Origin of the sequence: Pannonibacter sp. I15F10I1, from assembly GCF_900185665.1 — a bacterium.
GTDB classification, from domain to species: Bacteria; Pseudomonadota; Alphaproteobacteria; order Rhizobiales; family Stappiaceae; genus Pannonibacter; species Pannonibacter indicus.
Genome location: NZ_FYAN01000002.1, coordinates 176,871 through 202,631, shown reverse-complemented (window position 1 = coordinate 202,631; position 25,761 = coordinate 176,871). Strand labels below are relative to the sequence as shown.

At 63.0% G+C, this 25,761-nt stretch carries 27 protein-coding genes and 1 tRNA gene; 18 read left to right on the top strand and 10 right to left on the bottom strand.

Annotated features, from left to right (window positions below; genetic code table 11):
• Positions 1-3: 3 nt before the first annotated feature.
• The 3 genes from IF10I1_RS00895 (at position 4) to IF10I1_RS00885 (ending at position 2,325) form a co-directional block, all read left to right on the top strand.
• A complete protein-coding gene (locus IF10I1_RS00895) occupies positions 4-579 on the top strand; it encodes a DoxX family protein (RefSeq protein WP_186424311.1) in 576 nt (191 codons plus the stop codon).
• 42 nt (positions 580-621) lie between these two features.
• Complete coding sequence (locus tag IF10I1_RS00890) at positions 622-1,677, top strand: low specificity L-threonine aldolase (protein ID WP_186424310.1); 1,056 nt, start codon at positions 622-624, stop codon at positions 1,675-1,677.
• Between the two features lie 189 nt (positions 1,678-1,866).
• Positions 1,867-2,325, top strand: coding sequence for a hypothetical protein (locus IF10I1_RS00885; protein ID WP_186424309.1), 459 nt, complete (start codon positions 1,867-1,869; stop codon positions 2,323-2,325).
• A gap of 186 nt (positions 2,326-2,511) precedes the next feature.
• Here the strand turns inward: IF10I1_RS00885 and IF10I1_RS00880 are convergent, their stop codons facing one another.
• On the bottom strand, positions 2,512-2,961 hold the full coding sequence (locus IF10I1_RS00880; RefSeq protein WP_026355768.1) for an Hsp20 family protein: 450 nt from the start codon (positions 2,959-2,961) through the stop codon (positions 2,512-2,514).
• A 280-nt stretch (positions 2,962-3,241) separates the two neighbouring features.
• Here IF10I1_RS00880 and IF10I1_RS00875 point away from each other — a divergent pair, with 280 nt between their 5' ends.
• Both IF10I1_RS00875 and IF10I1_RS00870 read left to right on the top strand, forming a co-directional pair.
• Positions 3,242-3,625 (top strand): hypothetical protein, encoded by a 384-nt coding sequence (locus IF10I1_RS00875; RefSeq protein ID WP_186424308.1) that lies wholly within the window; start codon positions 3,242-3,244, stop codon positions 3,623-3,625.
• A 155-nt stretch (positions 3,626-3,780) separates the two neighbouring features.
• Positions 3,781-4,719, top strand: coding sequence for an alpha/beta fold hydrolase (locus IF10I1_RS00870; protein WP_186424307.1), 939 nt, complete (start codon positions 3,781-3,783; stop codon positions 4,717-4,719).
• Positions 4,720-4,751: 32 nt separating this feature from the next.
• Here the strand turns inward: IF10I1_RS00870 and hisN are convergent, their stop codons facing one another.
• Together hisN and IF10I1_RS00860 are read right to left on the bottom strand one after the other, a co-directional pair.
• Positions 4,752-5,546 carry a histidinol-phosphatase gene (hisN, locus tag IF10I1_RS00865; protein ID WP_186424306.1) on the bottom strand — a complete coding sequence of 265 codons (795 nt, stop codon included), beginning with the start codon at positions 5,544-5,546 and terminating at the stop codon, positions 4,752-4,754.
• A gap of 340 nt (positions 5,547-5,886) precedes the next feature.
• Entirely contained in the window at positions 5,887-6,789 is a 903-nt protein-coding gene (locus IF10I1_RS00860; RefSeq protein WP_019964838.1) for an N-formylglutamate amidohydrolase, read from the bottom strand.
• Between the two features lie 222 nt (positions 6,790-7,011).
• Between IF10I1_RS00860 and cpdR the strand changes: the two genes are divergently transcribed.
• From cpdR to IF10I1_RS00835, 5 genes are all read left to right on the top strand, one after another.
• Positions 7,012-7,371, top strand: coding sequence for a cell cycle two-component system response regulator CpdR (gene cpdR / locus IF10I1_RS00855; RefSeq protein WP_019964837.1), 360 nt, complete (start codon positions 7,012-7,014; stop codon positions 7,369-7,371).
• Positions 7,372-7,528: 157 nt separating this feature from the next.
• A tRNA-Val gene (locus IF10I1_RS00850) sits at positions 7,529-7,603 on the top strand.
• A 164-nt stretch (positions 7,604-7,767) separates the two neighbouring features.
• Positions 7,768-7,893: a type B 50S ribosomal protein L36 gene (ykgO, locus tag IF10I1_RS00845; RefSeq protein ID WP_019964836.1), complete on the top strand. Its 126-nt coding sequence runs from the start codon at positions 7,768-7,770 to the stop codon at positions 7,891-7,893.
• A gap of 57 nt (positions 7,894-7,950) precedes the next feature.
• Positions 7,951-8,628 (top strand): hypothetical protein, encoded by a 678-nt coding sequence (locus IF10I1_RS00840; RefSeq protein WP_208994247.1) that lies wholly within the window; start codon positions 7,951-7,953, stop codon positions 8,626-8,628.
• Positions 8,629-8,679: 51 nt separating this feature from the next.
• A complete protein-coding gene (locus tag IF10I1_RS00835) occupies positions 8,680-9,612 on the top strand; it encodes an alpha/beta fold hydrolase (RefSeq protein ID WP_371341087.1) in 933 nt (310 codons plus the stop codon).
• Positions 9,613-9,768: 156 nt separating this feature from the next.
• Here the strand turns inward: IF10I1_RS00835 and IF10I1_RS00830 are convergent, their stop codons facing one another.
• The 4 genes from IF10I1_RS00830 to IF10I1_RS00815 all read right to left on the bottom strand — a co-directional run bounded on the left by IF10I1_RS00830 (position 9,769) and on the right by IF10I1_RS00815 (position 13,675).
• The gene (locus IF10I1_RS00830; RefSeq protein ID WP_186424304.1) at positions 9,769-10,254 is read right to left on the bottom strand and encodes a type II toxin-antitoxin system PemK/MazF family toxin; all 486 of its coding nucleotides are present in this window, start codon (positions 10,252-10,254) and stop codon (positions 9,769-9,771) included.
• A gap of 152 nt (positions 10,255-10,406) precedes the next feature.
• Entirely contained in the window at positions 10,407-11,843 is a 1,437-nt protein-coding gene (pyk, locus tag IF10I1_RS00825; RefSeq protein ID WP_050472436.1) for a pyruvate kinase, read from the bottom strand.
• The gene (locus IF10I1_RS00820) at positions 11,840-12,301 is read right to left on the bottom strand and encodes a DUF1036 domain-containing protein (RefSeq protein ID WP_050472437.1); all 462 of its coding nucleotides are present in this window, start codon (positions 12,299-12,301) and stop codon (positions 11,840-11,842) included. The genes pyk and IF10I1_RS00820 overlap by 4 nt, the downstream gene beginning before the upstream one ends.
• Positions 12,302-12,373: 72 nt before the next feature.
• Complete coding sequence (locus tag IF10I1_RS00815; protein ID WP_186424303.1) at positions 12,374-13,675, bottom strand: glycerate kinase; 1,302 nt, start codon at positions 13,673-13,675, stop codon at positions 12,374-12,376.
• A 102-nt stretch (positions 13,676-13,777) separates the two neighbouring features.
• Here IF10I1_RS00815 and IF10I1_RS00810 point away from each other — a divergent pair, with 102 nt between their 5' ends.
• The 3 genes from IF10I1_RS00810 to IF10I1_RS00800 all read left to right on the top strand — a co-directional run bounded on the left by IF10I1_RS00810 (position 13,778) and on the right by IF10I1_RS00800 (position 15,254).
• Positions 13,778-14,569: an N-formylglutamate amidohydrolase gene (locus tag IF10I1_RS00810; protein ID WP_094463541.1), complete on the top strand. Its 792-nt coding sequence runs from the start codon at positions 13,778-13,780 to the stop codon at positions 14,567-14,569.
• Between the two features lie 19 nt (positions 14,570-14,588).
• Positions 14,589-14,891: a DUF1244 domain-containing protein gene (locus IF10I1_RS00805; protein ID WP_186415584.1), complete on the top strand. Its 303-nt coding sequence runs from the start codon at positions 14,589-14,591 to the stop codon at positions 14,889-14,891.
• 99 nt (positions 14,892-14,990) lie between these two features.
• On the top strand, positions 14,991-15,254 hold the full coding sequence (locus IF10I1_RS00800) for a DUF2312 domain-containing protein (protein WP_050472441.1): 264 nt from the start codon (positions 14,991-14,993) through the stop codon (positions 15,252-15,254).
• Positions 15,255-15,377: 123 nt separating this feature from the next.
• On the opposite strand, the gene IF10I1_RS00795 is transcribed toward IF10I1_RS00800, so the two are convergent.
• Both IF10I1_RS00795 and IF10I1_RS00790 read right to left on the bottom strand, forming a co-directional pair.
• Positions 15,378-17,144 (bottom strand): DUF882 domain-containing protein, encoded by a 1,767-nt coding sequence (locus IF10I1_RS00795; protein WP_244293654.1) that lies wholly within the window; start codon positions 17,142-17,144, stop codon positions 15,378-15,380.
• A 297-nt stretch (positions 17,145-17,441) separates the two neighbouring features.
• On the bottom strand, positions 17,442-19,001 hold the full coding sequence (locus tag IF10I1_RS00790; RefSeq protein WP_186415585.1) for a sigma-54 dependent transcriptional regulator: 1,560 nt from the start codon (positions 18,999-19,001) through the stop codon (positions 17,442-17,444).
• 189 nt (positions 19,002-19,190) lie between these two features.
• Between IF10I1_RS00790 and IF10I1_RS00785 the strand changes: the two genes are divergently transcribed.
• The 5 genes from IF10I1_RS00785 (at position 19,191) to IF10I1_RS00765 (ending at position 24,853) form a co-directional block, all read left to right on the top strand.
• Entirely contained in the window at positions 19,191-21,008 is a 1,818-nt protein-coding gene (locus IF10I1_RS00785; RefSeq protein ID WP_186415586.1) for a M3 family oligoendopeptidase, read from the top strand.
• A gap of 35 nt (positions 21,009-21,043) precedes the next feature.
• Positions 21,044-21,928: a DUF3445 domain-containing protein gene (locus IF10I1_RS00780; RefSeq protein WP_186415587.1), complete on the top strand. Its 885-nt coding sequence runs from the start codon at positions 21,044-21,046 to the stop codon at positions 21,926-21,928.
• 84 nt (positions 21,929-22,012) lie between these two features.
• Positions 22,013-23,383, top strand: coding sequence for an AarF/ABC1/UbiB kinase family protein (locus tag IF10I1_RS00775; RefSeq protein WP_186415588.1), 1,371 nt, complete (start codon positions 22,013-22,015; stop codon positions 23,381-23,383).
• 396 nt (positions 23,384-23,779) lie between these two features.
• Complete coding sequence (locus IF10I1_RS00770) at positions 23,780-24,064, top strand: aa3-type cytochrome c oxidase subunit IV (RefSeq protein WP_050472553.1); 285 nt, start codon at positions 23,780-23,782, stop codon at positions 24,062-24,064.
• Between the two features lie 96 nt (positions 24,065-24,160).
• Positions 24,161-24,853: a pseudouridine synthase gene (locus tag IF10I1_RS00765; protein WP_371328658.1), complete on the top strand. Its 693-nt coding sequence runs from the start codon at positions 24,161-24,163 to the stop codon at positions 24,851-24,853.
• A gap of 9 nt (positions 24,854-24,862) precedes the next feature.
• Here the strand turns inward: IF10I1_RS00765 and IF10I1_RS00760 are convergent, their stop codons facing one another.
• Complete coding sequence (locus IF10I1_RS00760) at positions 24,863-25,732, bottom strand: tetratricopeptide repeat protein (RefSeq protein WP_186391760.1); 870 nt, start codon at positions 25,730-25,732, stop codon at positions 24,863-24,865.
• Positions 25,733-25,761: the final 29 nt, after the last annotated feature.

The window sequence follows — 25,761 nt, the reverse complement described above, 5'->3', positions numbered from 1 at the left end:
ACAATGTTTGATTTCTTCATCCGTATGTACAATGGCTTTTTCGCCGGGCTGGAACGGGCAACCCATGGCTGGCTGATCGGCTTGGCCGGGCGCTTTGTCTTTGCCAGCGTGCTTCTGTTTTACTTCTGGAATTCCGCCCTCACCAAGATCGGGCCGGGCGTTCTGGGGTTCCTTCATCCGTCTGATGGCGCCTTTGCGCAGATCCTGCCGTCGATGATGGAAGCGGTGAGCTATGACACCACCAAGCTCGCTTTCTTTCCCTATCATGTGATCGTGATTGCCGGGACCTGGGCCGAATTCATCCTGCCGGCGCTGATCACGATTGGCCTGTTCACACGGGCGGCCAGCCTCGGCATGATCGGCTTCATTGCGGTCATGTCCTATGTGGATGTCTATCAGCTTGGGGCCGATGCAACGGCCATCGGTGCGATGTTTGATGGCAATCCCTCGTCGATGATTGCCGATCAGCGCCCGCTCTGGGGCTTCCTGCTGCTGGTGCTGACCATCTACGGGCCGGGGCGCTTCTCCGTTGACTGGATCCTGCGCCGTGCACTGGCCCGGCGGGCGCGATATTATTGAGAGCTGTTGCAAGGCACGGGCTGCGGCGGATAGTGTGACCGCATGATATTTGCCAGTGACAATTGGGCCGGTGCCAGCGCACCGGTCGCCGCCGCCCTCTCCCGCCATTCCACCGGGCTTGCTCCGGCCTATGGCGGCGATCCGCTCACGCTTTCGGTCAAGGCCCGCTTCAGCGAGCTTTTCGAATGCAACGTCGAGGTCTTCTTTGTGCCGACCGGCACGGCCGCCAACGCGCTGGCGCTCTCGGCCTATGCAAAGCCCGGCGGCGTGGTCTTCGCCCATGCCACGGCGCATGTGGCTAATGACGAATGCAATGCGCCCGAGTTTCTGACCATGGGTCAGAAGATTCGCGGCCTTCCCGGCGCCAATGGCAAGCTGACACCGGCCGTTCTCGCAAATGCCATGGCCGAGCACCCGGATGGGGAGCTGAACAGCGGGCAGGTGGCCGGTCTCTCCCTGACCCAGGCAACCGAATGCGGCACCGTCTATACCGCGAAGGAAATCCGTGCTCTGGCCGATGTGGCCAAATCGCGTGGCATCGTTGTGCACATGGACGGCGCCCGCTTTGCCAATGCGCTGATCACCAGTGGCGGTTCGGCAGCGGACATCACCTGGCGCGCGGGCGTGGATGTTCTGTCCTTCGGCGGCACCAAGAACGGCTGCTGGTGTGCCGAGGCGGTGATCTTCTTCAATCCGGGCGAGGGCAGCCAGTTCCGCTATCTCAGCAAGCGGGCCGGGCATATCCTGTCGAAGAGCCGCTTTGTGGCGGCCCAGTTCGAGGGTTATCTGGAAGACGGCCACTGGCTGGACAATGCCCGCCATGCGAATGCCATGGCCCGCCGTCTGGCCGATGGCCTTGTGCGCTCCGGCTTTGCCCGGCTTGCCTGGCCGGTTGAGGCGAACGAGGTCTTCCCCGTGCTGCCCACCCATGTGATCAACCGGCTGAGGGCCGAAGGTGCCGTCATCCGCGAATGGCCGCCCGCCGGTCTTGAAGGCCACGCTGCACCGGGCGCCGATGAAGCGCTGCTGCGCCTCGTCTGCTCCTTCGCCACGACGGAAGAGGAAGTCGAACGCTTTCTGGCACTGGCCGCTGGCTGATGGAGCCAGCGGAGCACTTTGCGCTTCGTGTAGGATAATTTTTCCTCAGGCTTCGGATTTCTCTGTGCTTTTGGAAGGACATTCTGCAATCCGGGTTTGCCTTTTCCAGTCTTGTTCTAGCCTTGCAGGCCTTGAGTCGTTGCAGTGCGGATCCTTCAGGCGGTCCGCCCGGCCAGTGAGGATCGTGTCATGAAGATTCACCCAACCGAGGACTTGCGGGTCTTGTCGATTGCCCGGCGGCTGAGGATTCCCGATGTGGGAGCCGCAGCTGCAGAGCTCGCCCCCGTGATTGAAGCCGGCGGCCACCGGCACGGGTTTGTCGCCGCTGGTCCCTGGATCTTCATTGCACAGGGCTTGCCGCGCGATGGGAAAACACAGTTCGACTGGCGCATCTGCCTGCCTGTCACCGGTGCAGAAACCTATGACGGGGAGCTGGATTTTCTGCATCTGGAGCCGGTGATGGTGGCTTCAACGGTGCACATGGGTCCGCTGCGCAGCCTCTTTACGCAAGGATACCGTCCGCTGCTGCAGGATATCGAGGCTTCCCGCCATGTCCTTTCAGGCCAGAGCCGGGAAATCTACCATGACTGGCAAGGGGCAGGTGCCAGCTTCGGCCGTATCGAGATCCAGTTCGAACTGGCACGCTGAACGGAAAAAGCGCCCGGCGGGGCCGGGCGCTTCTGTCCTGTCTCTTGTCCCCGCGCACTGCGGAGCGTTTTGAACGGTGGCCTCATACCAAGGCTCTGAGATGCTGACGCATCACGCCTTGAAGATGCTCAAGCGCCGCACGGGCTTAACCAATGCTCGATGAGTCAAGTTCCTCGAGCATTGGCCTCAGTGGGCCTTCGCCTCAATCTGCTTCGGCGTGCCGGCGGCGTTGATCTCGATCTTGCGCGGCTTCATGGCTTCGGGGATTTCGCGCAGAAGATCGATGTGCAACAGACCGTTTTCCAGATGGGCACCTTCCACCTTCACATATTCGGCGAGCTGGAAGCGGCGCTCGAAGGCGCGCGAGGCGATGCCGCGGTAGAGCACTTCACCGGCGGTTTCCTCGGACTTCTTCTCGCCCTTTACGGTCAGCGCATGTTCCTTGGCCTCGATCGAGAGATCGTCATTGCCGAAACCGGCAACGGCCATGGTGATGCGGTAGGTGTTTTCGCCCGTCCGCTCGATGTTGTAGGGCGGATAGCTCGGGGTGTCGGAGGTGGCGCTGTCGAGCATCGAAAGCAGCCGGTCAAAGCCGACGGTGGAGCGGTAAAGCGGGCTGAGATCAAAATGACGCATGGTTCTGTCCTCTTCATGAGCAACTGAATGCATGTGCCGGTGCTCCCCCAATTCAGGCGGGAAACCGGCCGTTCCGCAGGCCCGTCTGGCGCCTGCAGCAATGAGGTGGGGAGGGGCTCCGGCGGTTTCAAGACCCGTTAGCGAGCCCTGCCGGTGCAGATGAACGCCGGATGAACAACGCCTTCCGTTTTGGTTCAAGCGCCAGGGTGCATCTTCTTCACAACAGGCCGGCACTGCAGAGAAACACCGCCAGCCGCAGACAGGAAGAAAGGAGCATACCATGCTGAAGACCCTCATCTCCGCCACCGTGATTGCCGCCACTGCAGCTCTCGCCACCGTTCCGGCTCAGGCCGCCTCCGGCCTGTCCATCGAACTTCGCGCTGGTCAGGGTGCACCTGTGGTGCAGATCGATGGCCGTGGTCCCCACTGGGGCCGTGGTCCGGACCATGGCCGCGACTGGGGCCGCCGCGATGCCCGTCTGTCCCCGCGCGACATCCATCGTGGCCTGCGCCGCCAGGGGTATGAGAACATCGATGTGCGCGACGCTCGCGGTCCGGTCTATGTCGTGTTCGCCACAGGCCGCCGGGGCATGCCGGTCAAGCTGACCGTGAACGCCTTCAACGGCAGCGTCATCGATCAGCAGCGCCTCGGCCGCCGCTGGTAAGCCGCCGCTGGTAAGTCCCGCTGGTGAAACCCAGGGCCCGGAGAGTTCCCCTCTCCGGGCCCTGACTTGTACAGCTCCCTGTCCAAGACGGTTGAGCTGCCGCGCTGGCCAAGGTAACTCTGGGAAGCCTGCCCCTTGTGCCCGAGGCCTCCCAGATGACGCTGACCGAAATTCCCGGCAACCCGATCCCTGATGGCGCGGTGGCCGGCTTCATTGAAACGCCGGATCGCGTCAGGCTGCGCTATGCCCGCTTTCCCGCAAAGCCGGGCCAGCTCAAGGGCACCGTGACACTACTGCAGGGGCGGGCGGAGTTCATCGAAAAATATTTCGAGGTCATCACGGAGCTGCAGGAGCGCGGCTTCCATGTGGTGGCTTTCGACTGGCGCGGGCAGGGCGGTTCCGATAGCCATCCCGGCTCGTTGAAGCGCGGCAATGTCAGCAGCTTTTCCCGTTACCGTATCGATCTTGAGACTGTGGTGAGGCAGATTTCGCTCGCTGACTGTCCGGGCCCGCATTATGCGCTGGCCCATTCCACGGGCGGTGCGGTGTTCCTCTCGGCAACGGAACGCCTGCGCACACAGATTTCCCGGGCCGTGCTTTCGGCGCCTTTCACCGGACTGAGTGATTTTGGCCGCAAGGAGCGGATGATCTTCCGGCTGGCGCGGCTTCTGGCCATGCTGGGCCTTGCCCTCGCGCCTGTGCCGGGGCGGGGAAACGGCAAGGCCGAAACCTTCGAGACCAACCGTCAGACGAGCGACCGGCGGCGTTTTGAGCGCATGGTGGAAATCGGCAAGGCCAATCCCGCTCTCGAAATCGGGCCGCCCACCATTGGCTGGCTGGCGGCCGCCGTGCGCTGCCTGATGTCGTTCCGCGAATTGCGGTTTGGCCCGTCCGTGGCCGTGCCGGTGCTGATGATCACTGCCGGACGGGACCGGATCGTCTCGAGCCGGGCAACGGAAGAGCTGTCGACCCGCATCCGGGCCGCCGGCTTCATCGAGATTCCCGGCGCAGAGCACGAGCTGCTGATGGAAGAGGACGTCTACCGCGACCAGTTCTGGGCTGCCTTCGACGCCTTCATCCCCGGCGAGGAATGAAGGCGCCTGAGAGACTGCTCAGGAGAGACGGCTCAGGTCTGCGGCACATCCATAAGCTGCTTCAGCACGATTTCGTGCAGGCGCGGATCGCCGCTGGCAACAATCCGCCCGCCATTGGCGGGTGAGCCGCCGGTCCAGGTGGTGACAACGCCGCCTGCCCCTTCGATGATGGGGGCAAGGGCGACGATGTCATAGGCCTGCAGACCGGCCTCGATCACAACATCGGCCATCCCGGCCGCCACCATGCAATAGGCGTAGCAATCGGTGCCATAGCGGGCGAGGCGGACCTGTTTCTCGATGCGGTCATAGGCCTCCTTCTCCACCGGCTTGAAGATGCGCGGGCTGGTGGTGAAGAGCACGGCGTCGGCAAGGCTGTCGCAGGCGCGGGACTTCAGCTGCCGTGTGCCCAGCGGGCCGCGGTACCAGGCGGACTTGGTGTCGCCGGCATAGGCCTCGTTCACATAGGGCTGCACCATCATGCCAAGGCTGGGCTTGCCGTTGGTCGTCAGGCCGATCAGTGTGCCCCAGGTGGGCAGGCCGGTGATGAAGGAGCGTGTGCCGTCGATCGGGTCCAGCACCCAGACATGCTCCGCATCCGTGCGCTCGCTGCCGAATTCCTCGCCCAGAATGCCGTGCTCCGGGTGCCGGGCGTTGATCAGGGCGCGCATCGCCTCTTCGCCGCCGCGGTCGGCGACCGTCACCGGATCGAAGCCGCCGCTGAGCTTGTTTTCCACCCCGTGGCTGGTGCGGAAATGCGGGAGGATGGCGGCGCTGGAGGCTTTGGCCAGATCTTCGAGGAAGGGATAGAAGTCATGTGATAACTGCATGTCTGATATGCCTTCCTTGCATGTCTTGCCGTTTGAGGCTCATTCTGCCGCGCAACATACGGATTTTCGCGGAGACTTCCATTTATTTCAGCCACTTAATAAATGCTGCAGTGCCCGCAGTTTTAGCCTCCGCCACGCCATGCCGTCAAAGGGAACCGCTTGGAAAGGTGCGGAACCTCTTGACGTTTGTGCGCTGCAATGCGACCTTATTGCAGCGCGATACGACGCGTTGCGTTGTAGCGCCGCCCTCCTTGGGCGTTTCCTCCCTAGACTCGGGCCGCCTCTTTTGAGTGCGGCCCTTTTTTCTGGGGCGCTCCAGCCTGCGCTGTCTTGAGGTGCGTTACTCGGCGGCGATGGACCAGGCCGAAAAGGCGCTGTCGGGCATGGCGGTCAGCTCCCGGACAAAGTCCATGAGATCGGCCGCGACACGGACGAAATCCGCGCCCCGCTCATGGGTTTCCTCATCCATGTAGAGGCCCCGGTTGATTTCCACCTGCAGGGCATGCAGCCCCTTGGCCGGACGCCCGTAATGCTCGGTGATGAAGCCACCCGCATAGGGCTTGTTGCGGCTGACCGTGTAGCCCTTCGAGCGGAGCAGATCCGCCGCCATGTCCGTCAGCTCGATGGGGCAGGAGGTGCCATAGCGGTCGCCCAGGATGAAATCCGGGCGGATGCCGGAGGTCTGGCACCTCACGGTGGAGGGCATCGAGTGGCAGTCGATCAGCACCGCGTAGCCGAAAGCCACATGGGTCTGTGCCAGAAGGCGGCGCAAGGTGGAGTGATAGGGTTTGTAGATGGCCTCGATCCGCGCCATGCCCTCTTCCACGGTCAGGCGGCGGGCGTAGATTTCCTGGGTCTCGCTGACGACGCGGGCAATGGTGCCAAGACCGCCAGCCACCCGCAGCGAGCGCACATTGGCATAGGCAGGCAGGCGCCCCTCGAACATCTTCGGATCGAGTTCATAGGGCTCCCGGTTTACATCCAGATAGGCGCGGGGGAAGCGTGCCCGCAGCAGCGGCGCACCAATCGGCACAACGCCGGCGAACAGCTCGTCCACGAAGGCATCTTCCGACTTGCGGATCGTCAGCCGGTCCAGCCGGGAGGCGTCGAGAAAGCTCTGCGGGTAGCAGACACCGGAATGGGGTGAGTTGAACACGAAAGGCAGGCGCTGGTCGGCGGGCGCGAGAATCTCGAAGGCTGGTTCAAAGACGGGCTCCGCTCCGAAGCCGGTGATGATGCGCATGGGGCTGACCGCTTTCCGCTCTGCCGGCAAACCTGCCCGGTCGCAAGCTTGCTGTTTCCTTATCTTGCCAAGGAATCAACAGTCCTGTCCACAAATGAGCGAAAGCGCGGTGTTCAAGCCCGCTTCACTCTATCTTTACGGCGGATTGGAATTATAACTGGCATCGAGCACCCACCCCCGGCGGTGGTTTCCCTGAGTTTCGGAGTTTGACGGTTGTCCACCATGTCGCGAATCCTTCTGGCGGAAGACGACAATGATATGCGGCGCTTTCTGGCCAAGGCGCTTGAGAACGCCGGCCATGATGTCGTGTCCTTTGATAACGGCAAGAGCGCCTATGAACGCCTGCGGGAAGAGCCTTTCGCCCTGCTGCTGACGGATATCGTCATGCCGGAGATGGACGGCATCGAGCTCGCCCGCCGCGCCACGCAGCTGGATCCGGACCTCAAGGTCATGTTCATCACCGGCTTTGCTGCCGTGGCGCTGAACCCGGATTCCAATGCGCCGAAAGATGCCAAGGTTCTGTCCAAGCCCTTCCACCTGAAGGACCTTGTGCAGGAAGTCGAACGCATGCTGGCAGCCTGAGGGCTGCCGGTCAGTGATGTGGGAAGGTGTCTTTCCACAGGTCAGGGCCGTCAGAAAAATTGTTTGACGGTTCTGAGATTGGGGTCTTGCACAGTCCGGCGATCCCCGTTATATCGCTGACCACCGCAGCGCTCCGGCGCTTGGTTCCGAAGATTTCGGGCGTGTAGCTCAGCGGGAGAGCACTACGTTGACATCGTAGGGGTCACAGGTTCAATCCCTGTCACGCCCACCATTATTGCAGCAGGCAAGGCGAGGGCCCGGTCAGCTGCAGGTGAGGAAAGAAGCCTCAGGCGCGATATCCGCGCCGGGGCTTTGGACCAGAAGCCAAGTCCATGCGGGCGCCCAGGCGCCCGTTTCTTTTGAGTAGAACAGCAGGGCCCTTCCGGGGACACAACGATGAAGATCAAGAACTCTCTCAAGGCGCTGATGGCCCGTCACCGGGAAAACCGCATGGTTCGCCGTAAGGGCCGCGTCTACATCATCAACAAGAAGAACCCGCGCTTCAAGGCTCGTCAGGGCTGAGTTGCTGGTGCTCGCGGGATCGTGAGCCCCTTCTTGCTTTGCAGGATTGACGGCCGCGTGCAGCAAGGTATCCTTGCCAGCATGCGGCTTTTCCTGTTTGTAGCTTCCCTTCTTGCCCTTCCGCTCCAGCCATCGCTGGCGCAGGAAGTGACGCCCGGCACGCCACCGCCTTCCGCAGAGGATCTCAACACTCTGCCGCCGGAGGGCGAGGAGGAGGCGTCCGGTGCTGCAAGGGCGCCCGAGGTCCAGGCTGACGAGAAGCCGCTGGACAGCCTCTACCGGGACCTTGCTGCTGCAAAATCGGACCGCGATGCGGCTCCGATCGCGCGCAAGATCCAGCGGGCGCATCTTGAATCCGGCAGCGACACGGTGAACCTGCTGATGCAGCGCGCGGCCGTTGCTCTCAGGGCCGAGGACTATGGCCTTGCCCTCGATCTCATGGATGTTGTGCTGCGCTTGAAGCCCGATTATGCCGAGGGCTGGAACCGCCGGGCGACTATCTACTATGTGCAGCGCGAGTATGGCCGTTCGCTGGCCGACATCGAGCATGTTCTGGCGCTGGAGCCCCGACATTGGGGCGCGCTGTCCGGTCTGGCGATCATCCAGCGCCATCTGGACCAGAAGGAAAAGGCCTTGGCCACCTTCCGGAGTGTCTCGCAAATACATCCGGGACTGGAAAGCGCACGTAAAGCAATCGAAGAGCTTGAGAAGGAACTGGCCGGCGAGCCGATCTGAGGCCGGGCACCGTTCCCTTGCTGCCGCACTCAGGCTCAACCGGCTGCCGGAGTGTTGCTGTTGCTGATTGTTGTCGCCGTTTTCCTGCTCCTCGCTCTCTATACAGAACTGCGCCGAAGGCGCATCTATGCCCGTCACAAACCGGCAGGAACCCTTGGTTTTGTTGACTGTGCATACGTGCACTATGTTCGTTCGCGGCCGCCTGCTGTCTCTGGCGATGTGCCCCGCCTGCTTTTCATTCATGGGGCGAGCGGAAACCTGCAGGATCTGCATTTGGCCTTTGCGCCGCATTTCACGGACACGCACGAGATGCTGTTCGTGGACCGGCCCGGCCTCGGCTTCTCCGAACGGAACCTGCCGCCGGATGCCTCGCCGCGGGATCAGGCCCGGCGCATCGCCGCGCTCCTGAAAATGCTGGACTTCGGGCCGGCTGTTGTCATCGGCCATTCCTTCGGCGCCTCTGTCGCCGCCGCGCTGGCGCTGGAGGCGCCGGAGCGGGTCAGGGGGCTCGTCTTTCTGGCGCCCGCCACCCATCCCTGGAATGGCGGCGTCGCATGGTACTACAAGCTCGCTGCGCTGCCTGTGATCGGGGAACTGTTCTGCCGCACGCTGGCCTTGCCCGCTGCCGAGCGTCTGGCGCCTGCCTCCATGCGCAACGTCTTTGCGCCGGCAAGCGTGCCGGAGGGATATGACACGGCCATCGGCGTGGATCTGTTGTTCCGGCCGGAGAGCTTCCGCGCCAATGCCATGGACCTTGCCGCCTTCAACCGCCATCTGGCGCAGCAGTGCCGTGACTACGGCGCCATCACCCAGCCGGCCCTTGCCATCACAGGCGATCAGGACACGGTTGTCTGGCCCAGCATTCACTCGAAGGGCCTTGCGCGCGATCTGCCCAATTGCCGCCTGATCGAACTGCCCGGCGCCGGCCACATGCCGCAGCACAGCCACACGGAGGAGATCGTGGCGCTGATCCGGGGGCTTTGAGGCGTGGGTGAGGAGCGTGCGGGCGCTTGAAAAACCAAAGCCACCCCGAGGGGTGGCTTGGCATTTAACTCCCGTCTCCGGGCGGCGGAAGAATGTTTCCATTCCCGCATATGTCTTCAAATATGCGTCTTACTGCTCAAAAGTCAAGGTAAGTGCTTAAGGAAGAGGTTCCGCAAGAGCCCTTGTCATCAGAAGCAGGACGTCCCTCAGTTCCGCAGAAGGCAGTTTCGGGACACCGCCCTTCACTTGCCGCAAGCGGCTGGTGGCAACGGTGCAGGGGTGATCGCATAGAATCCAGCTTACTCTGCCATCCAGCTTGTCGCGAGTCGCCTTGCTGACCTCATGGGCCATCCCGTCATCTGCATTCCTAAGTGATGTTGAAAAAGGCAGAACTGTAACCTTGCCGTGAAGCACGTTCTTGCGGCTTACGATGACGCAGGGCCGGGTCTTCCACATTTCATGGAGCTCAACTTCGGTTTCCCGATGGAAGTTGCACCAGTAAAGGTCGCCGACGCGCGGTGTGCCCTTGATGACTGGCCTGAATTTCTTGGGCCAGCGTGATTCAGAAACTCGTTTGATCTGAGTAAGCCATTCCTGGATCCAGAACTCCGGGTCAGTTTGATGATGGCCGCTCTGTTTCATTCGAGTGCAGTCCAGGAAAATTGTCAGAAGAGATTTTCGCAAACTTCGCCATATATCAAGTATAATCTATTCTTTGCTCCTTTGGGTTGTGCTCCTTCAAACAAAATGGCCCGCCAGGGGCGGGCCATCAGATGTCAGGTGTTTGAGGGCTCTCAGAGGCCGCTCTGGCCGTCGCTGCCGACGAAGGCGATGCGCAGCATGTTGGTGGAGCCGGGGGTGCCAAAGGGCACGCCGGCCGTCACGATCACGCGCTGGCCGGGCTTGGCGAAGCCTTCCTGGCTGGCGATCTTGCAGGCGCGGTTCACCATGTCGTTCTCGTCGTTCGCATCCTCGCTGACGACGCAGTGCAGGCCCCAGGCGAGGGCAAGACGGCGGGCCGTGGAAGCGACCGGCGACAGGGCGATGACCGGGGCGGAGCAGCGTTCACGCGCGGCGCGCAGGCCCGTGGCGCCCGACGAGGTGTAGCAGACGACAGCCGCAAGGTTCAGCGTTTCGGCGATCTGCCGTGCCGCTGCCGAGATGGCATCGGCGCCGGTGGCCTCGGGCTCGGTCCGCTGCGCGTGGATGATGGTGCGGAAGTTCTGGTCCGTTTCCACCTGCTGGGCGATCCGGTCCATGGTGCTGACCGCTTCGATCGGGAACTGGCCTGCAGCGGATTCGGCCGACAGCATGATGGCATCGGCGCCTTCGAACACGGCCGTGGCGACGTCCGACACTTCGGCGCGGGTCGGCACCGGAGCGGTGATCATGGATTCCAGCATCTGGGTGGCGACAACCACCGGCTTGCCGGCGCGGCGGGCAGCGCGGACGATGCGCTTCTGGAGGCCGGGAACCTGCTCCAGCGGCATTTCCACGCCAAGGTCACCACGGGCAACCATCAGGGCGTCGGACAGCTCGATGATCTCGGCCAGACGGTCGATCGCCTGGGGCTTCTCGATCTTGGCGAGGATGCCGGCGCGGCCGCGCACGATCTTGCGCACTTCGGCAATGTCGTCCGGGCGCTGGATGAAGGAGAGGGCGATCCAGTCCACGCTGGTTTCCAGCACGGCGGTCAGGTCGGCGCGGTCCTTGTCGGTGAGGGCGCTCATGCCGATTTCCGAATCCGGAACGCTGACGCCCTTCTTGTCGGACAGCTTGCCGCCGACTTCCACGCGGGTCATGGCGCGCGAGGGAGTGCATTCGGTGACAACGAGGCGGATCTTGCCGTCGTCGAGCAGCAGGCGGTGGCCCGGCTGAAGTGCCTTGAGGATTTCCGGATGGGGCAGGAAGACGCGGGAGACGTCGCCCGGGGTGGGGTCGGAGTCCAGCACGAAGGTGGCGCCGTCTTCCAGCATCACCGGGCCTTCGGCGAACTTGCCGACGCGCAGCTTCGGGCCCTGGAGGTCGGCGAGAATACCGATCGGGCGGCCGACCTTCTCCTCGACAGCGCGGATGCGGCGCACCAGTTCGCGCATCAGATCGTGGTCAGCATGGCTCATGTTGATGCGGAACACATCCGCACCGGCCGTATGCAGCTTCTCGATCATCTCCTGGGTGGAAGAGGCCGGTCCCAGAGTTGCAAGAATTTTAACGCGCCGATTTCGCCTCATTGTGCACCCGTTCCCTGTTGTACCGGCTCAGTCAGCTGAACCGTCCAGTTGCTCTGCTCGCCTGTGTCGATTTCGAAAAATCCGGTGCGCTCGTAACCGCGCGCCACACAGTCTTCAATTCCGCGAATCGTGAACTCTTTTTCGCGCGTACACATGTACGCCCGGCCGCCCCATTCGCCAAACTGATCGTAATCGACGGCATAAATGTAATAGTAGCGTGACACAAGTGCCCCCGGCACAAGCGTTTCACAGCTGTTGGCTGCCAGGTTCCACCAGCCTTCGGTGACCCAGTCAGTCTTGTCCTTGTATCCAATAGCAACGCCAACGTTGCTTTCGGTCTTGTTACACAGACGCAAGTCCGCTTTTGCCGTATCACTGAGGAGAGCAACAGCAACAAAAGCTGCAAATGCAAGAGCTGCACGCGCAAAGCCTGTGCCGGTCCATGCCGGATCTCTCATGCCCTGCGTTCCTTGTCCGTGATCATTAAACCGATTTAATCCGATAATTTGTGAGGACTTTTGCGGTCCGGGTCATGTCCTGTCAATGACAACGGCACGGAAGTCGTTGACATTGGTGAAAGTTGGTCCGGGCGTCAGCAGATCCCCAAGCTTCTCGAAGAAGCCGGTGCTGTCGTTTCTCGCCAGAAATGCGGCAGCATCAAGACCCGTGGCCGATGCGCGGGCGAGGGTGAACGAATCGAGCATGGCACCAGCCGCGTCATCGGCGCGTCCGCGTCCGCCGTCCGTGCCGTCCGTATCCCCCGCGACTGCCGAAATGCCTTCGGTGCCGTTGAGGGCGAGCGCCAGCGCCAGCGCATATTCCTGGTTCGGCCCGCCGCATCCGTCGCCGCGGATGGTAACCGTCAATTCTCCGCCGGACAGAAGCACGCAGCGCCGGCCGCTCCGCTGCAGGTCAAGGGCCAGTGTTGCATGCGAGGCGGCGACGTCGCGCGCCTCACCTTCAAGGTTGTCGCCCAGGATGATCGTCTCGTAACCGGCGGCCTCTGCCACGCGCCTTGCGGCCTCGATGGACTGCATCGGCGTTGCCACCAGCGTGTAGCTGCGCCCCTCGAAAGCGGCATCGCCCGGCTTGATGCTTTCGTTGGCCGGGTCGTTCAGTGCAGCCTGAATGGAGGGCGGCAGGCTGATGCCGCGTGCCAGGCACAGGCCGCGCGCATGCTGCAGCGTGGTCGGGTCCGGCACGGTGGGGCCGGAGGCAATCACCGCAGGATCGTCATGGGGCACATCCGACACGGCCAGCGTCGTCAGTGCCACATCCGGACGGATCGCCTTGGCAAGGCGGCCGCCCTTGATGCGCGAGAGATGCTTGCGGATGGTGTTGATCTCGTCGATCGTTGCCCCGGAGCGCAGCAGCGCCTTGGTCAGCGCCTGCTTGTCGGCAAGAGACACGCCTTCAGCCGGGGCAATCCAGTTTGCAGAGCCGCCGCCGGAGAGCAGCACCACCACATGATCGCCGGCTCGCGCGCTGCGGGCGATGTCGAGACAGCGCAGCGTTGCCGCAACGCCCGCCTCATCCGGCACGGGGTGTCCGGCCTCTACCAGTTCGATGGTGCCCGTCGGGCGGGCGTAGCCATGGCGGGTGACGCCAAGGCCCAGAAGCCGGTCCGGCCCGAGGCCGCGATCTTCCCGGTAATGGCGCTCGGCCGTCTCCAGCATGGAGCCTGCCGCCTTGCCTGCCGCCAGCAGAATGATCCGCCCGCTTTCCGCAGGTTCAGGCAAATGCGGGGGAAGGCACTGTCCCGGAAGAGCAGCATCAACCGCAGCCTGAAACAAGGTTTCGAGAAAGGAAGCGGTATGTGTGGCGACGGGCATCGAAAACCTGTTGGTAGAGGCGCCTCTATGTTCTATTTCTTACGCAAGCAAAGCGCTTGCGTCATCCGAATTGCGCATCCTCTGAACCGTCATCCCCGAGCAATGCACTTGAACCCTTCCGCATTTGAGCCTGTCGAAGCCATTGACGGGAATCTTGCCTGTGGCCTGCTGCTGCTGTGCGATCATGCCCGCAACGCCCTGCCGCCCGAATATGGCGATCTGGGGCTGCCTCCGGCACAGTTTGAACGGCATATCGCCTATGACATCGGCGTGCGGCCGCTGACGCTGGAACTGGCACGGCGGCTTGCCGCGCCCGCGCTGATGACGACCTTCTCGCGCCTGCTGATCGATCCCAACCGGGGGGAGGATGATCCGACGCTGGTGATGCGCCTGTCCGATGGTGCCGTTGTGCCCGGCAATGCCCGTCATGATGCGGCAGAGCGGGAGCGGCGCATTGCGCTCTATCACCGGCCCTATCATGACCGCATCGCCGCGACGCTGGATGCCATGCTGGAAGAGGCGGCGCCTCCGGTCGTCGTGTCGATCCACAGCTATACGCCGGTCTGGCGCGGCACCCCGCGGCCCTGGCATGCGGGGCTGCTGTGGGACAAGGATCCGCGTGCGGTCATGCCCGTTCTTGAAGCCTTGTCTGCGGATGGAACGCTTGTCGTCGGCGACAATGAGCCTTACGACGGAGCCCTGAAAAACGACACAATGTACCGCCACTGCACCCGGCGCGGCCTTGCCCATGTGCTGATCGAAGTCCGGCAGGATCTGATCGGCGATGAGGCGGGTGTGCTGGAATGGGCCGGCCGGCTGGAGCCCATCCTGCGCCGCATGACCGGCATGCCGGACCTGCGCCAGATCCGGCATCATGGGTCGCGGGCGGACTGAAACAAGCGGAGAGACAGCGATGGATCTTGATGCAGCAACGCAGGAAAAGCTGGAAGCGGCGGCGTTCCGCCGGCTGGTGGAGCATCTGCGCAAGCGCACCGATGTGCAGAACATCGACATGATGAATCTCGCCGGCTTCTGCCGCAACTGCCTGTCCAACTGGATGGCGGAGGAAGCAGGCAAGGCGGGTGCCGCCCTTGGCAAGGACGAGGCAAGGGAACTTGTCTACGGCATGCCTTATGAAGACTGGAAGCGGCTCCACCAGCGCGAGGCGACGGCGGAACAGAAGGCTGCCTTCGACGCCAGCCGTCCGGAGCACTGATCCGTCTTCAAACTTTGGGACTTCCCATCAAGCCGCCGCTTGACCCGGCCTTCGGACCGTGGCAGGGCAGGCGCAATTCACAACTGAAGGAGTGCTAGCATGTCAGATCCGGGTGGCGTTGCCGCAGACCAGCTCAGGGCGTTTATCGAGCGTATCGAGCGTCTTGAGGAAGAAAAGAAGGTGATCTCCGACGACATCAAGGATGTCTATGCGGAGGCCAAGGGCAACGGCTTTGACGTCAAGATCCTGCGCAAGGTGATTTCCCTGCGCAAGAAGCAGCCGCATGAGCGTGAGGAAGAGGAAGCGGTTCTCGACCTGTACCTCCAGGCCCTCGGCATGTCGGCCTACTCCGGCAACGGCTGAACGCAGACCACCGGTTTGCAAACGGGCGGCGCGGCCGCCCGTTTCTTTTCGGGGGCACCGGACATGAAAAGAGCGGCCTCAAGGGGCCGCTCTTTTTGTTTCAAGCTTATGCTTCCACCCGGTTCAGCGAGTGTAGACCACCGGAAGAATTGCCACGGCCGTGCCGGTGAAGCTGTCAGCACGGATGTCCTGCGGAGCTGCCGTGGTGAAGCTGTTCTTCAGGAAGCGGTTGCCCGGCTCCAGCAGCTCGGTGAGCTTGCGCTGGTTCGGATGGCTCATCTTCGCGAAGGATCCGGTGCGCAGCGTCGATGCGGCCGAGATGATATCCGGCGAGTTCTTGTCCGGTGCGCGGGCAAAACCAGCCAGCGGATCCTTGATCTGCGCGGGGACCAGGCCGGCAAGGGTCGGAGCAGGCGTGGCCGGCTTCTTCTTGTCGCGGGCCATCCGGGCCGCAGCTTCCGCGGCCTTGGCGCGCAGCACATCCTGCGTGGTCGGCTGCGGCTGGGTGGCGGCCTGCGAGGCATAGGCCATGGCCGCTGCCGTCAGTTGCGGCTTCGGAGCCGGCTGGGTGCCCGTGGCAGCCATGATTGCAGAGACAGGGTCGGTGGCCTGAGCCACGGCGCGGGCGGTTGCCGACTGCGGCTTGGCGTGCGGAACCGCGACTGCGGCCAGTTGCTGCGCGGCGGCTGGCTGGGACGGTGCTGCGGGCGGGACCGGCGCTGCGGCTGCGGCAGCCTGCTTCAGAGCCTCGTCGGCGCTGACGCCGCCTGCATCAGCCGATGCAATCTGGAAGGGGATGTTGGCCGGCTCGCGCGCCCCGGCGGGCTTGCCCTGCGGCAGGGCGGTTGCGGTGACAACAGGAGCTTCGGGTTCAGGCGCACGTGCCGGTGCTGCAGCTGGGGCCTGTGCGGGTGCTGCGGCAGGCGGAGTTGCAGCCACAGTGCCGCGTGCAGCGACTGCGCCCGGGCGCACCTGCGCAGGGGCACGGTCAGGCTGGGCAGCAGCCTCTTCTACATCGTCATCCTCGCCAGAGAAGAGGGCGGCCAGGAAGTTGCGGCCACCGGTCGAGGCCGGGCGCACGATCCGGCCGTCGTCACCTGAGGTGAGGGTCTGGCCACGTGTGTTCATACGGCTGGTGCTTTCACCTTCCTCACTGCCGCTGTTGCTGGCGACAACGACGGGGGCAGAGCGGCGGCCGCTCTTCAGCTCGGCCAGAGCCTGCTGATAACCCGGCATCGGCTTGCCATCGGCGGGAATGTGAATGGTCTTGCCGTCCGGGAAGACGCTTGCCAGCTGCTGGCGCGTCATCTTCGGCCAGTGGCGGACGCTGCCGGTGTCCATATGGACGAAGGGCGAGCCCGAGGTGGGATAGAAGCCGACGCCGCCCACCTGCCTGCGCAGGCCGGTGGCACGGAGCTTTGCAAGATCAACGCCGGGGATGAAGAAATCCATCGCCTTGCCAAGCATGTGCTGGCTCTTCTGCGCCACACCGCGCGAGCGGCCACGCAGCATGTTGTTGGTTGCCGGCGAACGGTAGCTCGACACCACGTGGATGTAATCGCGGCCGCCAACCTGCTGGTACACTTCCCAGACCAGGTCGAGCAAATTCGGATCGATGTTGGTGATCTCGTTGCGCCGCCAGTCCCTCAGGAAACGGTTCGCGTCACGCAGGCCGCCCGGGATATACCGGCCGTCCTTCTTGAACGTGATCTGAACTCTTTCCTTGGTATGCACGTTATAGAGCTTGAGGGTGCGGGTTTCGGCATGTGCGGATGACAGGCCGGGTGCAACCAGTGCAGGCGCAAGGAGCATGGCGCCGAAAACACAGACGAGCGCCACAAGGCGCTTCAGTCGGGTCAGGGCGTTGTCTCGGGCAAACCGTGTACGCAAATCACTTCTCGCATTCTATCGGCCTGGCGGCCGGAACTTCCCCCCGATGATGAAGAGGACGTTACCGGCGCGAGGTTAAGAAGTTTTTACCGTGATTTCATTTCACGGCCCATAGTGGCGAATTTACAACGAGGAATCCAGCCCTTGATTTTGCGTATGCCGCATTTGGTAACCGGCTGATTCCCATTGTCTTGTCCTCCAGTCGAGGCAGATCCAGGAGAAGGTTTCTGCGTCAGCAGTCCGGAACGGCTCACTCAAACATCCATTGACAGATGCCGGTATGCCGCAGCTGCGCTGTCACGTTTCTCCAGTCTGCTGATCGGTGCTGTCCTCCAGACCGTAATCCTTCAGCTTTCTGTACAGCGTCGAGCGTCCAATTCCTAGCCGTTTCGCGACTTCTGTCATCCGCCCGCCATAGTGGCTGATGGCCGTGCGGATCATTTCCTCCTCCACAGCCGTCAGGCTGCGCAGATGACCGCCATCGTCAAGACTGCGGAGGAACCCATAGGGGGCGCTTGTGGCAGCTTGATGATGAGGCGGCACAGCCTGGCCGCCCTGTGGGGAACTTGTGGAAAACGCCGCCGCCGCGCTTGTGGCCGGCGAAGAGCTCGCGCTCACGCTGACAGGCGCTGCCTTCAGCTCCGGCACGGGCAGGGGATGATCGAGCGCTGCTGCCACCTGCGGGAAATCCTCAGGCACGAGCTGGTCGCCGTCGCACAGCACCACGGCGCGGAAGATGGTGTTTTCCAGCTGGCGGATGTTGCCGGGCCAGGTATAGGCCTGCAGCAGGGCAAGCGCTTCGGCCGAGATGCCGCGCACTTGCGGCTTGCCTTCCTCGGCTGCAAAGCGCGCGAGGAAATGGCGGGCGAGCGCCGGAATGTCCTCGATGCGGTCGCGCAGCGGCGGGATCCAGATCGGAAAGACGTTGAGCCGGTAATAAAGGTCCTCGCGGAAGCCGCCTTCCTTCACCAGATCCAGCAGGCGCCGGTTGGTGGCGGAGATGAGGCGGAAGTCCACCTTCACCGGGCGGCGGGCGCCGATGGGGTCGATCTCCCCTTCCTGCAGCGCGCGCAGGAGCTTGACCTGCACCTCCATGGGCAACTCGCCCACTTCATCCAGGAAAAGGGTGCCGCCATGGGCTTCCTGAAACTTGCCGACATGCTTGTCGACCGCGCCGGTGAAGGCGCCTTTCTCGTGGCCGAAAAGGATCGATTCCACCAGATTGTCCGGAATGGCGCCGCAGTTCACGGTGATGAAAGGGCGGGACTTGCGGTCGCTGGTGCCCTGGATGGCGCGGGCGATCAGTTCCTTGCCGACGCCGCTCTCTCCTTCGATCAGGATCGGGATGTTGGACGAGGCGGCCCGCTGGCCAAGGCGCAGCACGCGCTCCATGGCGGCCGAGCGGGTGATGATCTCGTTGAAGGTCAGCGTGCCGGACGCGCGCTTGTGCAGGCGGGTGATTTCGCTTTCGAGTGCCGAGACCTTCATCAGGTTGCGGATGGAGACCTCCAGCCGCTCGGCCGACACCGGCTTGACGACGAAATCCTGCGCGCCCGCATTCATGGCATTGACGACCGTGTCGATGCCGCCGTGGGCGGTCTGCATGATCACCGGCACGGCAATCTTCTGGGCCCGCATCTGGCGCAGGGCGCCAAGGCCGTCCAGCTCCGGCATCACCATGTCCATGACGACTAGGTCGATATCCGCGCCTTCCACGCCGGTCATGATCTTCAGCGCTTCAGCGCCGTTCTCGGCAAGCTTCACCCTGTAACCAAAGCGGGTGATGGCCTCCTGCAACAGGCGGCGCTGGATCGGGTCGTCATCAACAACGAGGATGCGTCCGCTGGCTGCTACCATTTTACGTCCCGGCCTTACCTGTCTCAATTCGGGCCATCATTCGCAGCCGCAAGTAAACAAATCGTCCATAATCATGGCGCCATTCGATAGAATGATGATTGCTTGTGACGGGGTTTGCGCCCTAATTTCAACAAGCACAGACTTGCAGACATGTCTTTGACGCATCGCACGGATGCAACCGGAGGATTTATGAAGGGTATTGAAGCCGCCAGCTCCCACGCAACCGCAACAGGGCTGGGCGACTTGCCGGAATGGGATCTCACAGACCTCTATCCGGCACCGGACGCGCCGCAGGTTCAGGCCGATCTGGCCGCAGCTCTCGAGCGCTCCCGCCAGTTCGAAGGCGCTTACAAGGGGCATCTGGCAAGGCTTGCCGCCGAAGACAGGGACGGGCTCCTTGCTGCGATCCAGTCCTTTGAGGATCTGGAAGACCTGCTCGGCAAGCTGATTTCCTTCGCGGGCCTCGTTTATGCCGGCAACACCACCGATCCGGCCCGTCAGAAGTTTTATGGCGACGTGCAGGAAAAGATCACCTCGGCCAGCTCGCACCTTCTGTTCTTCACGCTGGAGATCAACTCCATCGAGGATGCGGTGATCGAAGCGGCGCTGGAGGATTCCGGCCTGAAACACTACCGTCCCTGGTTCGAGGATCTGCGCAAGGAAAAGCCGTTCCAGCTGGAAGACCGGGTGGAGCAGCTGTTCCACGAAAAGTCCGTCACCGGGCGCGGTGCCTGGAACCGGCTGTTTGACGAAACGATCGCCTCGCTTCGCTTCACCGTTGGCGGGGAAAGCCTTGCCATCGAGCAGGTGCTGAACCTGTTGCAGGATGCCGATCCGGCACGGCGCAAGGCCGCTTCCGATGCGCTGGCCGAGACCTTCAAGGCGAACCTGCGGGTCTTCACGCTGATTACCAACACGCTGGCCAAGGACAAGGAAATCTCCGACCGCTGGCGCAAGTTCGAGGACATTGCCGACAGCCGGCACCTGGCCAACCGGGTGGAACGCGAGGTGGTGGATGCCATGGTTGCCGCCGTGCGCGATGCCTATCCGCGCCTGTCGCACCGCTATTATGCGCTGAAAGCCCGCTGGCTCGGCATGGACAAGCTGAACCACTGGGACCGGAATGCACCGCTGCCGAAGGCGGACAACCGGGTCATCCCCTGGAGCGAGGCCCGCGATACGGTGCTGGCCGCTTACGCCGGTTTCTCGCCGGAGATGGCGGAAATCGCGCAACGCTTCTTCGACAAGGGCTGGATTGATGCGCCTGCACGCGACGGCAAGGCGCCGGGTGCCTTTGCCCATCCCACCGTGCCGAGCGCGCATCCCTATGTGCTGGTCAATTATCTTGGCAAGACGCGGGACGTGATGACGCTGGCTCATGAGCTGGGGCACGGCGTGCATCAGGTGCTCGCTGCGCCCAACGGCCCGCTGATGGCGCCGACGCCGCTGACGCTGGCCGAGACGGCGAGCGTCTTCGGCGAGATGCTGACCTTCCGCTCGCTGCTGGACAAGGCCGGGGACAAGCGCACCCGCAAGATCATGCTGGCCTCCAAGGCGGAGGACATGATCAACACGGTGGTCCGGCAGATCGCCTTCTACAGCTTCGAGCGCCGCATCCATTCCGAGCGGCGCAACGGCGAGCTGACGGCGGAGCGCATCGGCGAGATCTGGATGGATGTTCAGCGCGAAAGCCTTGGACCCGCCATCCATCTGGGTGAGGGCTATGAGACCTTCTGGACCTATATCCCGCACTTCATCCATTCGCCCTTCTATGTCTATGCCTATGCCTTCGGCGACTGCCTCGTGAATTCGCTCTATGCTGTTTACGAAGAGGCCGAAGCCGGGTTCCAGCAGAAGTATTTTGATCTGCTGAAGGCCGGCGGCACCAAGCACCATTCGGAGCTGCTGGCGCCCTTCGGGCTCGATGCCGGCGATCCGGGCTTCTGGAAGAAGGGCCTGTCGGTGATCGAGCGCATCATCGACGAGCTGGAGGCAATGGAAGACTGAGGTCCGGTTTTCCATTGATAAAATGAGGAGAGGGGATGTTCCGTTACACGCCTTATGACGGGTCGAAGCGTCCCTTCTCCATCGGTCTGGAACCGGTGCCACAGGAGCGCTGGTTCGATCCGGACGAGCGCTTTGCCGAGCAGCTGGCGCGCAAGCGCGAGCTGATGGCAACCGTGCCGGATGTGGTGTTCCACGGCGAGCCGGAGACGCTGGCTGCGCAAGCGGAAGCCTTCGCACTCATGGCCGCGCATCTGCCGGTGGCGCATCCGGATCTCTACCGGGCTGAGGTCGGCGGCATTGCCTTGGCCGCGGATGGCACGGCCTTTCATCTGCAGGACAATGAGCCGCCGCTTCTGACCATCAGCCGTGCCGTGCAGGAAGATCTCGTCCTCATGCGCAAGGGGGAGGGCGGCTGGCGCCTGGCTGCGGCCTCGCTCTGTTTTCCGTCCTCCTGGTCGCTGGCCGCCAAGGCGTCGCAGCCGATGGCGCAGATCCATGAACATGTGCCGGGCTATGCCGGGCGCATGGGCCAGACGGTGGACCGCATCTTTGACAATCTGAAGCCCGGCCAGCTGGTGGCGCGGCTCAACTGGTCGGTCTATGATAGTCCGGAGCTGCATCATTCCCGTCCCAAGCAGATGTCGCCGCAAATGGCGGAAGGTGAGGGGGCGATGCTGGCGGGGGCCTTCATCCGGGTGGAGCGGCAGACGCTCTCACGGCTGCCGGATAGCGGCGATCTGCTGTTTACCATCAAGATCCATCACGATCCCTTGCGCCTGCTGGCCGCGCAGCCCCGGGCGCGGGAATTGGCCGCAGGGCTGGCGGAGCAGCTTGGCAGCCTTGATGAGGCGCAATTGCGCTACAAGGGCCTGACGCTGCACCGCGACCAGCTTGCCGCAGATCTCGCCAGCCTTGTCTGATGACTGCCGGCAATGTGACTTGCTGAACGGAGCCAGCGTCCCATATGGGAGCAGGACAAGAGTTCAGTATGGCAGGAAGCCTTGATGTCCGCAGGTAATGACAGGGAAGCCAACCGGTTTTCGGCCCGCGTTGGCCGCTATGCCCGCGTGGGCACCAATGTGGGCGGCGTTGCCGCCAAGTTGGCTGGAGCCAAGCTCTTCGGTCTTGCGGCGGACAACAGGAAGGATGCCGAAAGCCTTGCCGCCGCGCTGGGCGGTCTGAAGGGGCCGCTGATGAAGGTGGCGCAGCTTCTCTCCACCATCCCCGATCTGCTGCCGCCCGAATATGCTGCCGAACTGGCGAAACTTCAGGCCAATGCTCCGCCGATGGGCTGGGCCTTCGTCAAGCGCCGTATGCGCGCCGAACTGGGTGCGGATTGGGAGCAGCGCTTTGCCATTTTCGAGAAGGAGCCTGCGGCGGCCGCGTCGCTGGGGCAGGTGCACCGGGCCGAGGCGCAGGACGGCCGCGCTCTGGCCTGCAAGCTGCAATATCCGGACATGGCTTCTGCCGTAGAGGCGGATCTGAGCCAGCTTTCCGTGCTCTTCTCCCTGCACCGGCGCATGCAGTCGGCCATCGACACCCGTGAGATCGCCAAGGAAATCGGCGAGCGGCTGCGCGAGGAGCTGGATTACCAGCGCGAGGCGCAGCAGATGGCCGTCTACCGCGCCATCTTCAGGGATGAGCCGCGCATCCGCGTGCCCGAAGTGGTGCCGGAACTCTCGACCAATCGCCTGCTGACCATGGGCTGGCTGGAGGGCGGGCCGCTGCTGTCCTGGAAGGACGCGGATCTGGAAACGCGCAACCGGCTGGCCTCCACCATGTTCCATGCCTGGTGGCATCCTTTCAGCCATTTCGGCGTCATCCATGGCGATCCGCATCTTGGCAACTACACCGTGTTTCAGGAGAACGGCGAGGCGGCGGGCATCAACCTGCTTGATTACGGCTGTATCCGTATCTTCCCGCCCGGTTTTGTCGAAGGGGTGGTGGATCTCTATCTGGGGCTCCTGCATGAGGATGAGGCGCGGGTCGTCTCTGCCTATGAACGCTGGGGCTTCAAGGGGCTGACGCGGGAGCTGATCGATGTGCTGAACATCTGGGCCCGTTTCATTTATGGCCCGCTCCTGACCGACCGGGTGCGCTCCATCGCTGACGGGGTGAGCCCGGCCGAATATGGCCGCAAGGAAGCCTTCCGCGTGCAGCAATCCCTGAAGAAGCTTGGGCCAGTCACCGTGCCGCGCGAGTTCGTCTTCATGGACCGCGCCGCCATCGGCCTCGGCGGGGTGTTCCTGCATCTGCGTGCCGAGCTGAACTTCTTCCGCCTGTTCAACGAACAGATCGATGGTTTCAAGGTGGAGACGGTCGCTGCCCGTCAATCTGCGGCACTGGAAAGCGCGGGGCTTGTGGCGGGAGGGTGAATTCTTGCGTCTGCAGAAGTGGCGAGGAGGGCCAAGCTTGGGGGCTCCGGGTCGCCCCGGCCAAGCGAAGCGCGAGCCGGGGACTACTCGCTTGCAGAAAGAGGCCGTTGTCTCCAAAGGTCCGGCAGGTACTTGCACCATCCATTCGAGCAGGAGCCCAATCAGCTCCGCTCTGGAAACGAGTGGTCCCCGGATCTCCGCTTCGCTGCGTCCGGGGCGACACCTCAGTCTTTCTGGCCGCTCCACTACGCTTTACCCACAGCGAGTAAAAATGCCATTTCTGTGCAAAGCCCCCGCCCCTTCAAACTCACATCTTTGCACCTCGGGGCTTGACTGGCAGCGCCGGTCGTGAGAGCGATGCAGGCAGAAAAGGATGACCGGAACCGGGGGAATCTGATGTCCAACTCCACTTCTTCTTCTTCCATGGATTACGCCGAGCACGAGCGGACCTACGAAGGCTTCATCAACGCCTCGAAGATCGGGACGATCTCGGTCCTGTCCATCGTGGTGACGCTGCTCATGTTCGCCTTTGGCGGCACGGCTGCGCTGGTTCTTGGCTGGATCATGCTGATCGCCAATCTGGTGACCGTCGGCATCGGCTTCGCCCTTGGCGAAAAGGGCTGGATCCCGCCCGCCGCCGTCTTCGCCCTGACGTGCATTCTGGCGATCCTGACCGTCTGATCCATCCTTCTCGGGACATGACAAGGCCCGCAGCCCATGCTGCGGGCTTTGTCATGTCCGGGTGGCGCTGTCCGCGGCTTTTTCTTGCAAATGCGCATGCGCCGCGCCATACGCTCTGGCATGGACCAGAGCCAGCCGCTTCCCTTTGATTACACGCCGCCGCAAGGCCCCCTGCAGATCCTGTTTCAGGACCGTGACGTGCTTGTCGTGGTCAAGCCGCACGGGCTTTTGAGTGTCACCGGCAAGGGCGAGGGGCGCGATGACAGCCTTGCCACCCGCGTGTCGCGGATGGTGCGCGGAGCGCGGATCGTCCACCGGCTTGATCTCGACACCTCCGGCATCATGGTCATGGGGTTGAACGCGGAAGCGCACCGGCAGCTTTCCATGCAGTTCGAGCGGCGCGAAACGGACAAGGCCTATATTGCGCTGGTCCATGGCCATGTCGAAGGGGAGGCTGGGGAAGTGAACCTGCCGCTCATCGTCGACTGGCCGAACCGGCCGAAGCAGAAGATCTGTTTCGAGGAAGGCCGTCCTTCGGTGACCCAGTGGCGCAATGGCGGCATAGAGGGGGATTTTACCCGCATGCTGCTGACGCCCATCACGGGCCGCTCGCATCAGCTGCGGGTGCATATGCTCAGCCTCGGCCATCCCATCATCGGCGACAGCCTTTATGCGCATGAGGAAGCCCGCAAGGCGTCCCCGCGTCTGGCGCTGCATGCGCAGATGCTGGAATTCACCCATCCGGTGACGGGCGAGCGCATGCGGTTCGAGGCGCCTGCGCCGTTCTGAGAGCCAGGGTTAGCGGGAAGCCTGCTGCTGGGCGCGCTGGGCGCGGCCCAGGCCTTCACGGGCAAGATCGTTGGTGCTGTCGAGGCCGAGGGCGCGGTTGTAGCTGCGCACCGCGTCGGTATATTTGCCTTGCATTTCCAGCGCCACACCGCGCCCGGCCCAGGCCATGGCGGAGTTCTTGTCGAGGTTGACCGCATCGGACAGATCCGACAGGGCCGCCGCAGGATCGTTGATCTTGAGATAGGAAATGCCGCGGGCGGTATAGGGCTCTTCCGCCTTGGGGTTCAGCACGATGGCGGTCGAGAAGTCCTCGATGGCGAAGGTGTGCTGGCCCTGTGCCTGATAGATCAGGCCACGGTTGTGGAAGGCCCGGGCGTCATAGGAGTTGCGGCGGATCGCCTCGTCAAAGTCGCGCAGGGCCTCATTGTAGCGGCCCATCAGACGGTAGGTGTTGCCGCGGCCGATAAGCGCGGTGTCATAGGCCGGGTTGATGCGCAGCGCCCGGTCATAATCGGCGATGGCATTGGGCATGTTGCCCCGGCGGCGCTCGACAAGCGCACGGTTGGCGAAAGCCTGATAGGAATTGGGGTCAAGCTGCAGCGCGGTGTTGAAATCTTCCATCGCCTTGTCGAGGCGGCCAGCCTGGCCATAGGCAATGCCGCGCGTGTTATAGGCGCTGGCGTCCCGCGGGTTGGACTGGATCACGGCCGTCAGTGAATCGATGTTGGCGCTGGACCCTGCCGCCCGGTCAATGGGCACATTGCTGTAGATGTCCGAGGTCTGGCAGGCCGCCAGCACGAGGCAGAGTGCCGCAGCACCCGTCAGCCGCGCTGCCAGCTTGATACTGGTCCGGGGAAGAATGCCTGCAAAAACGCCCATCCGAATCATCCGTCCTGATACAGAGGCCT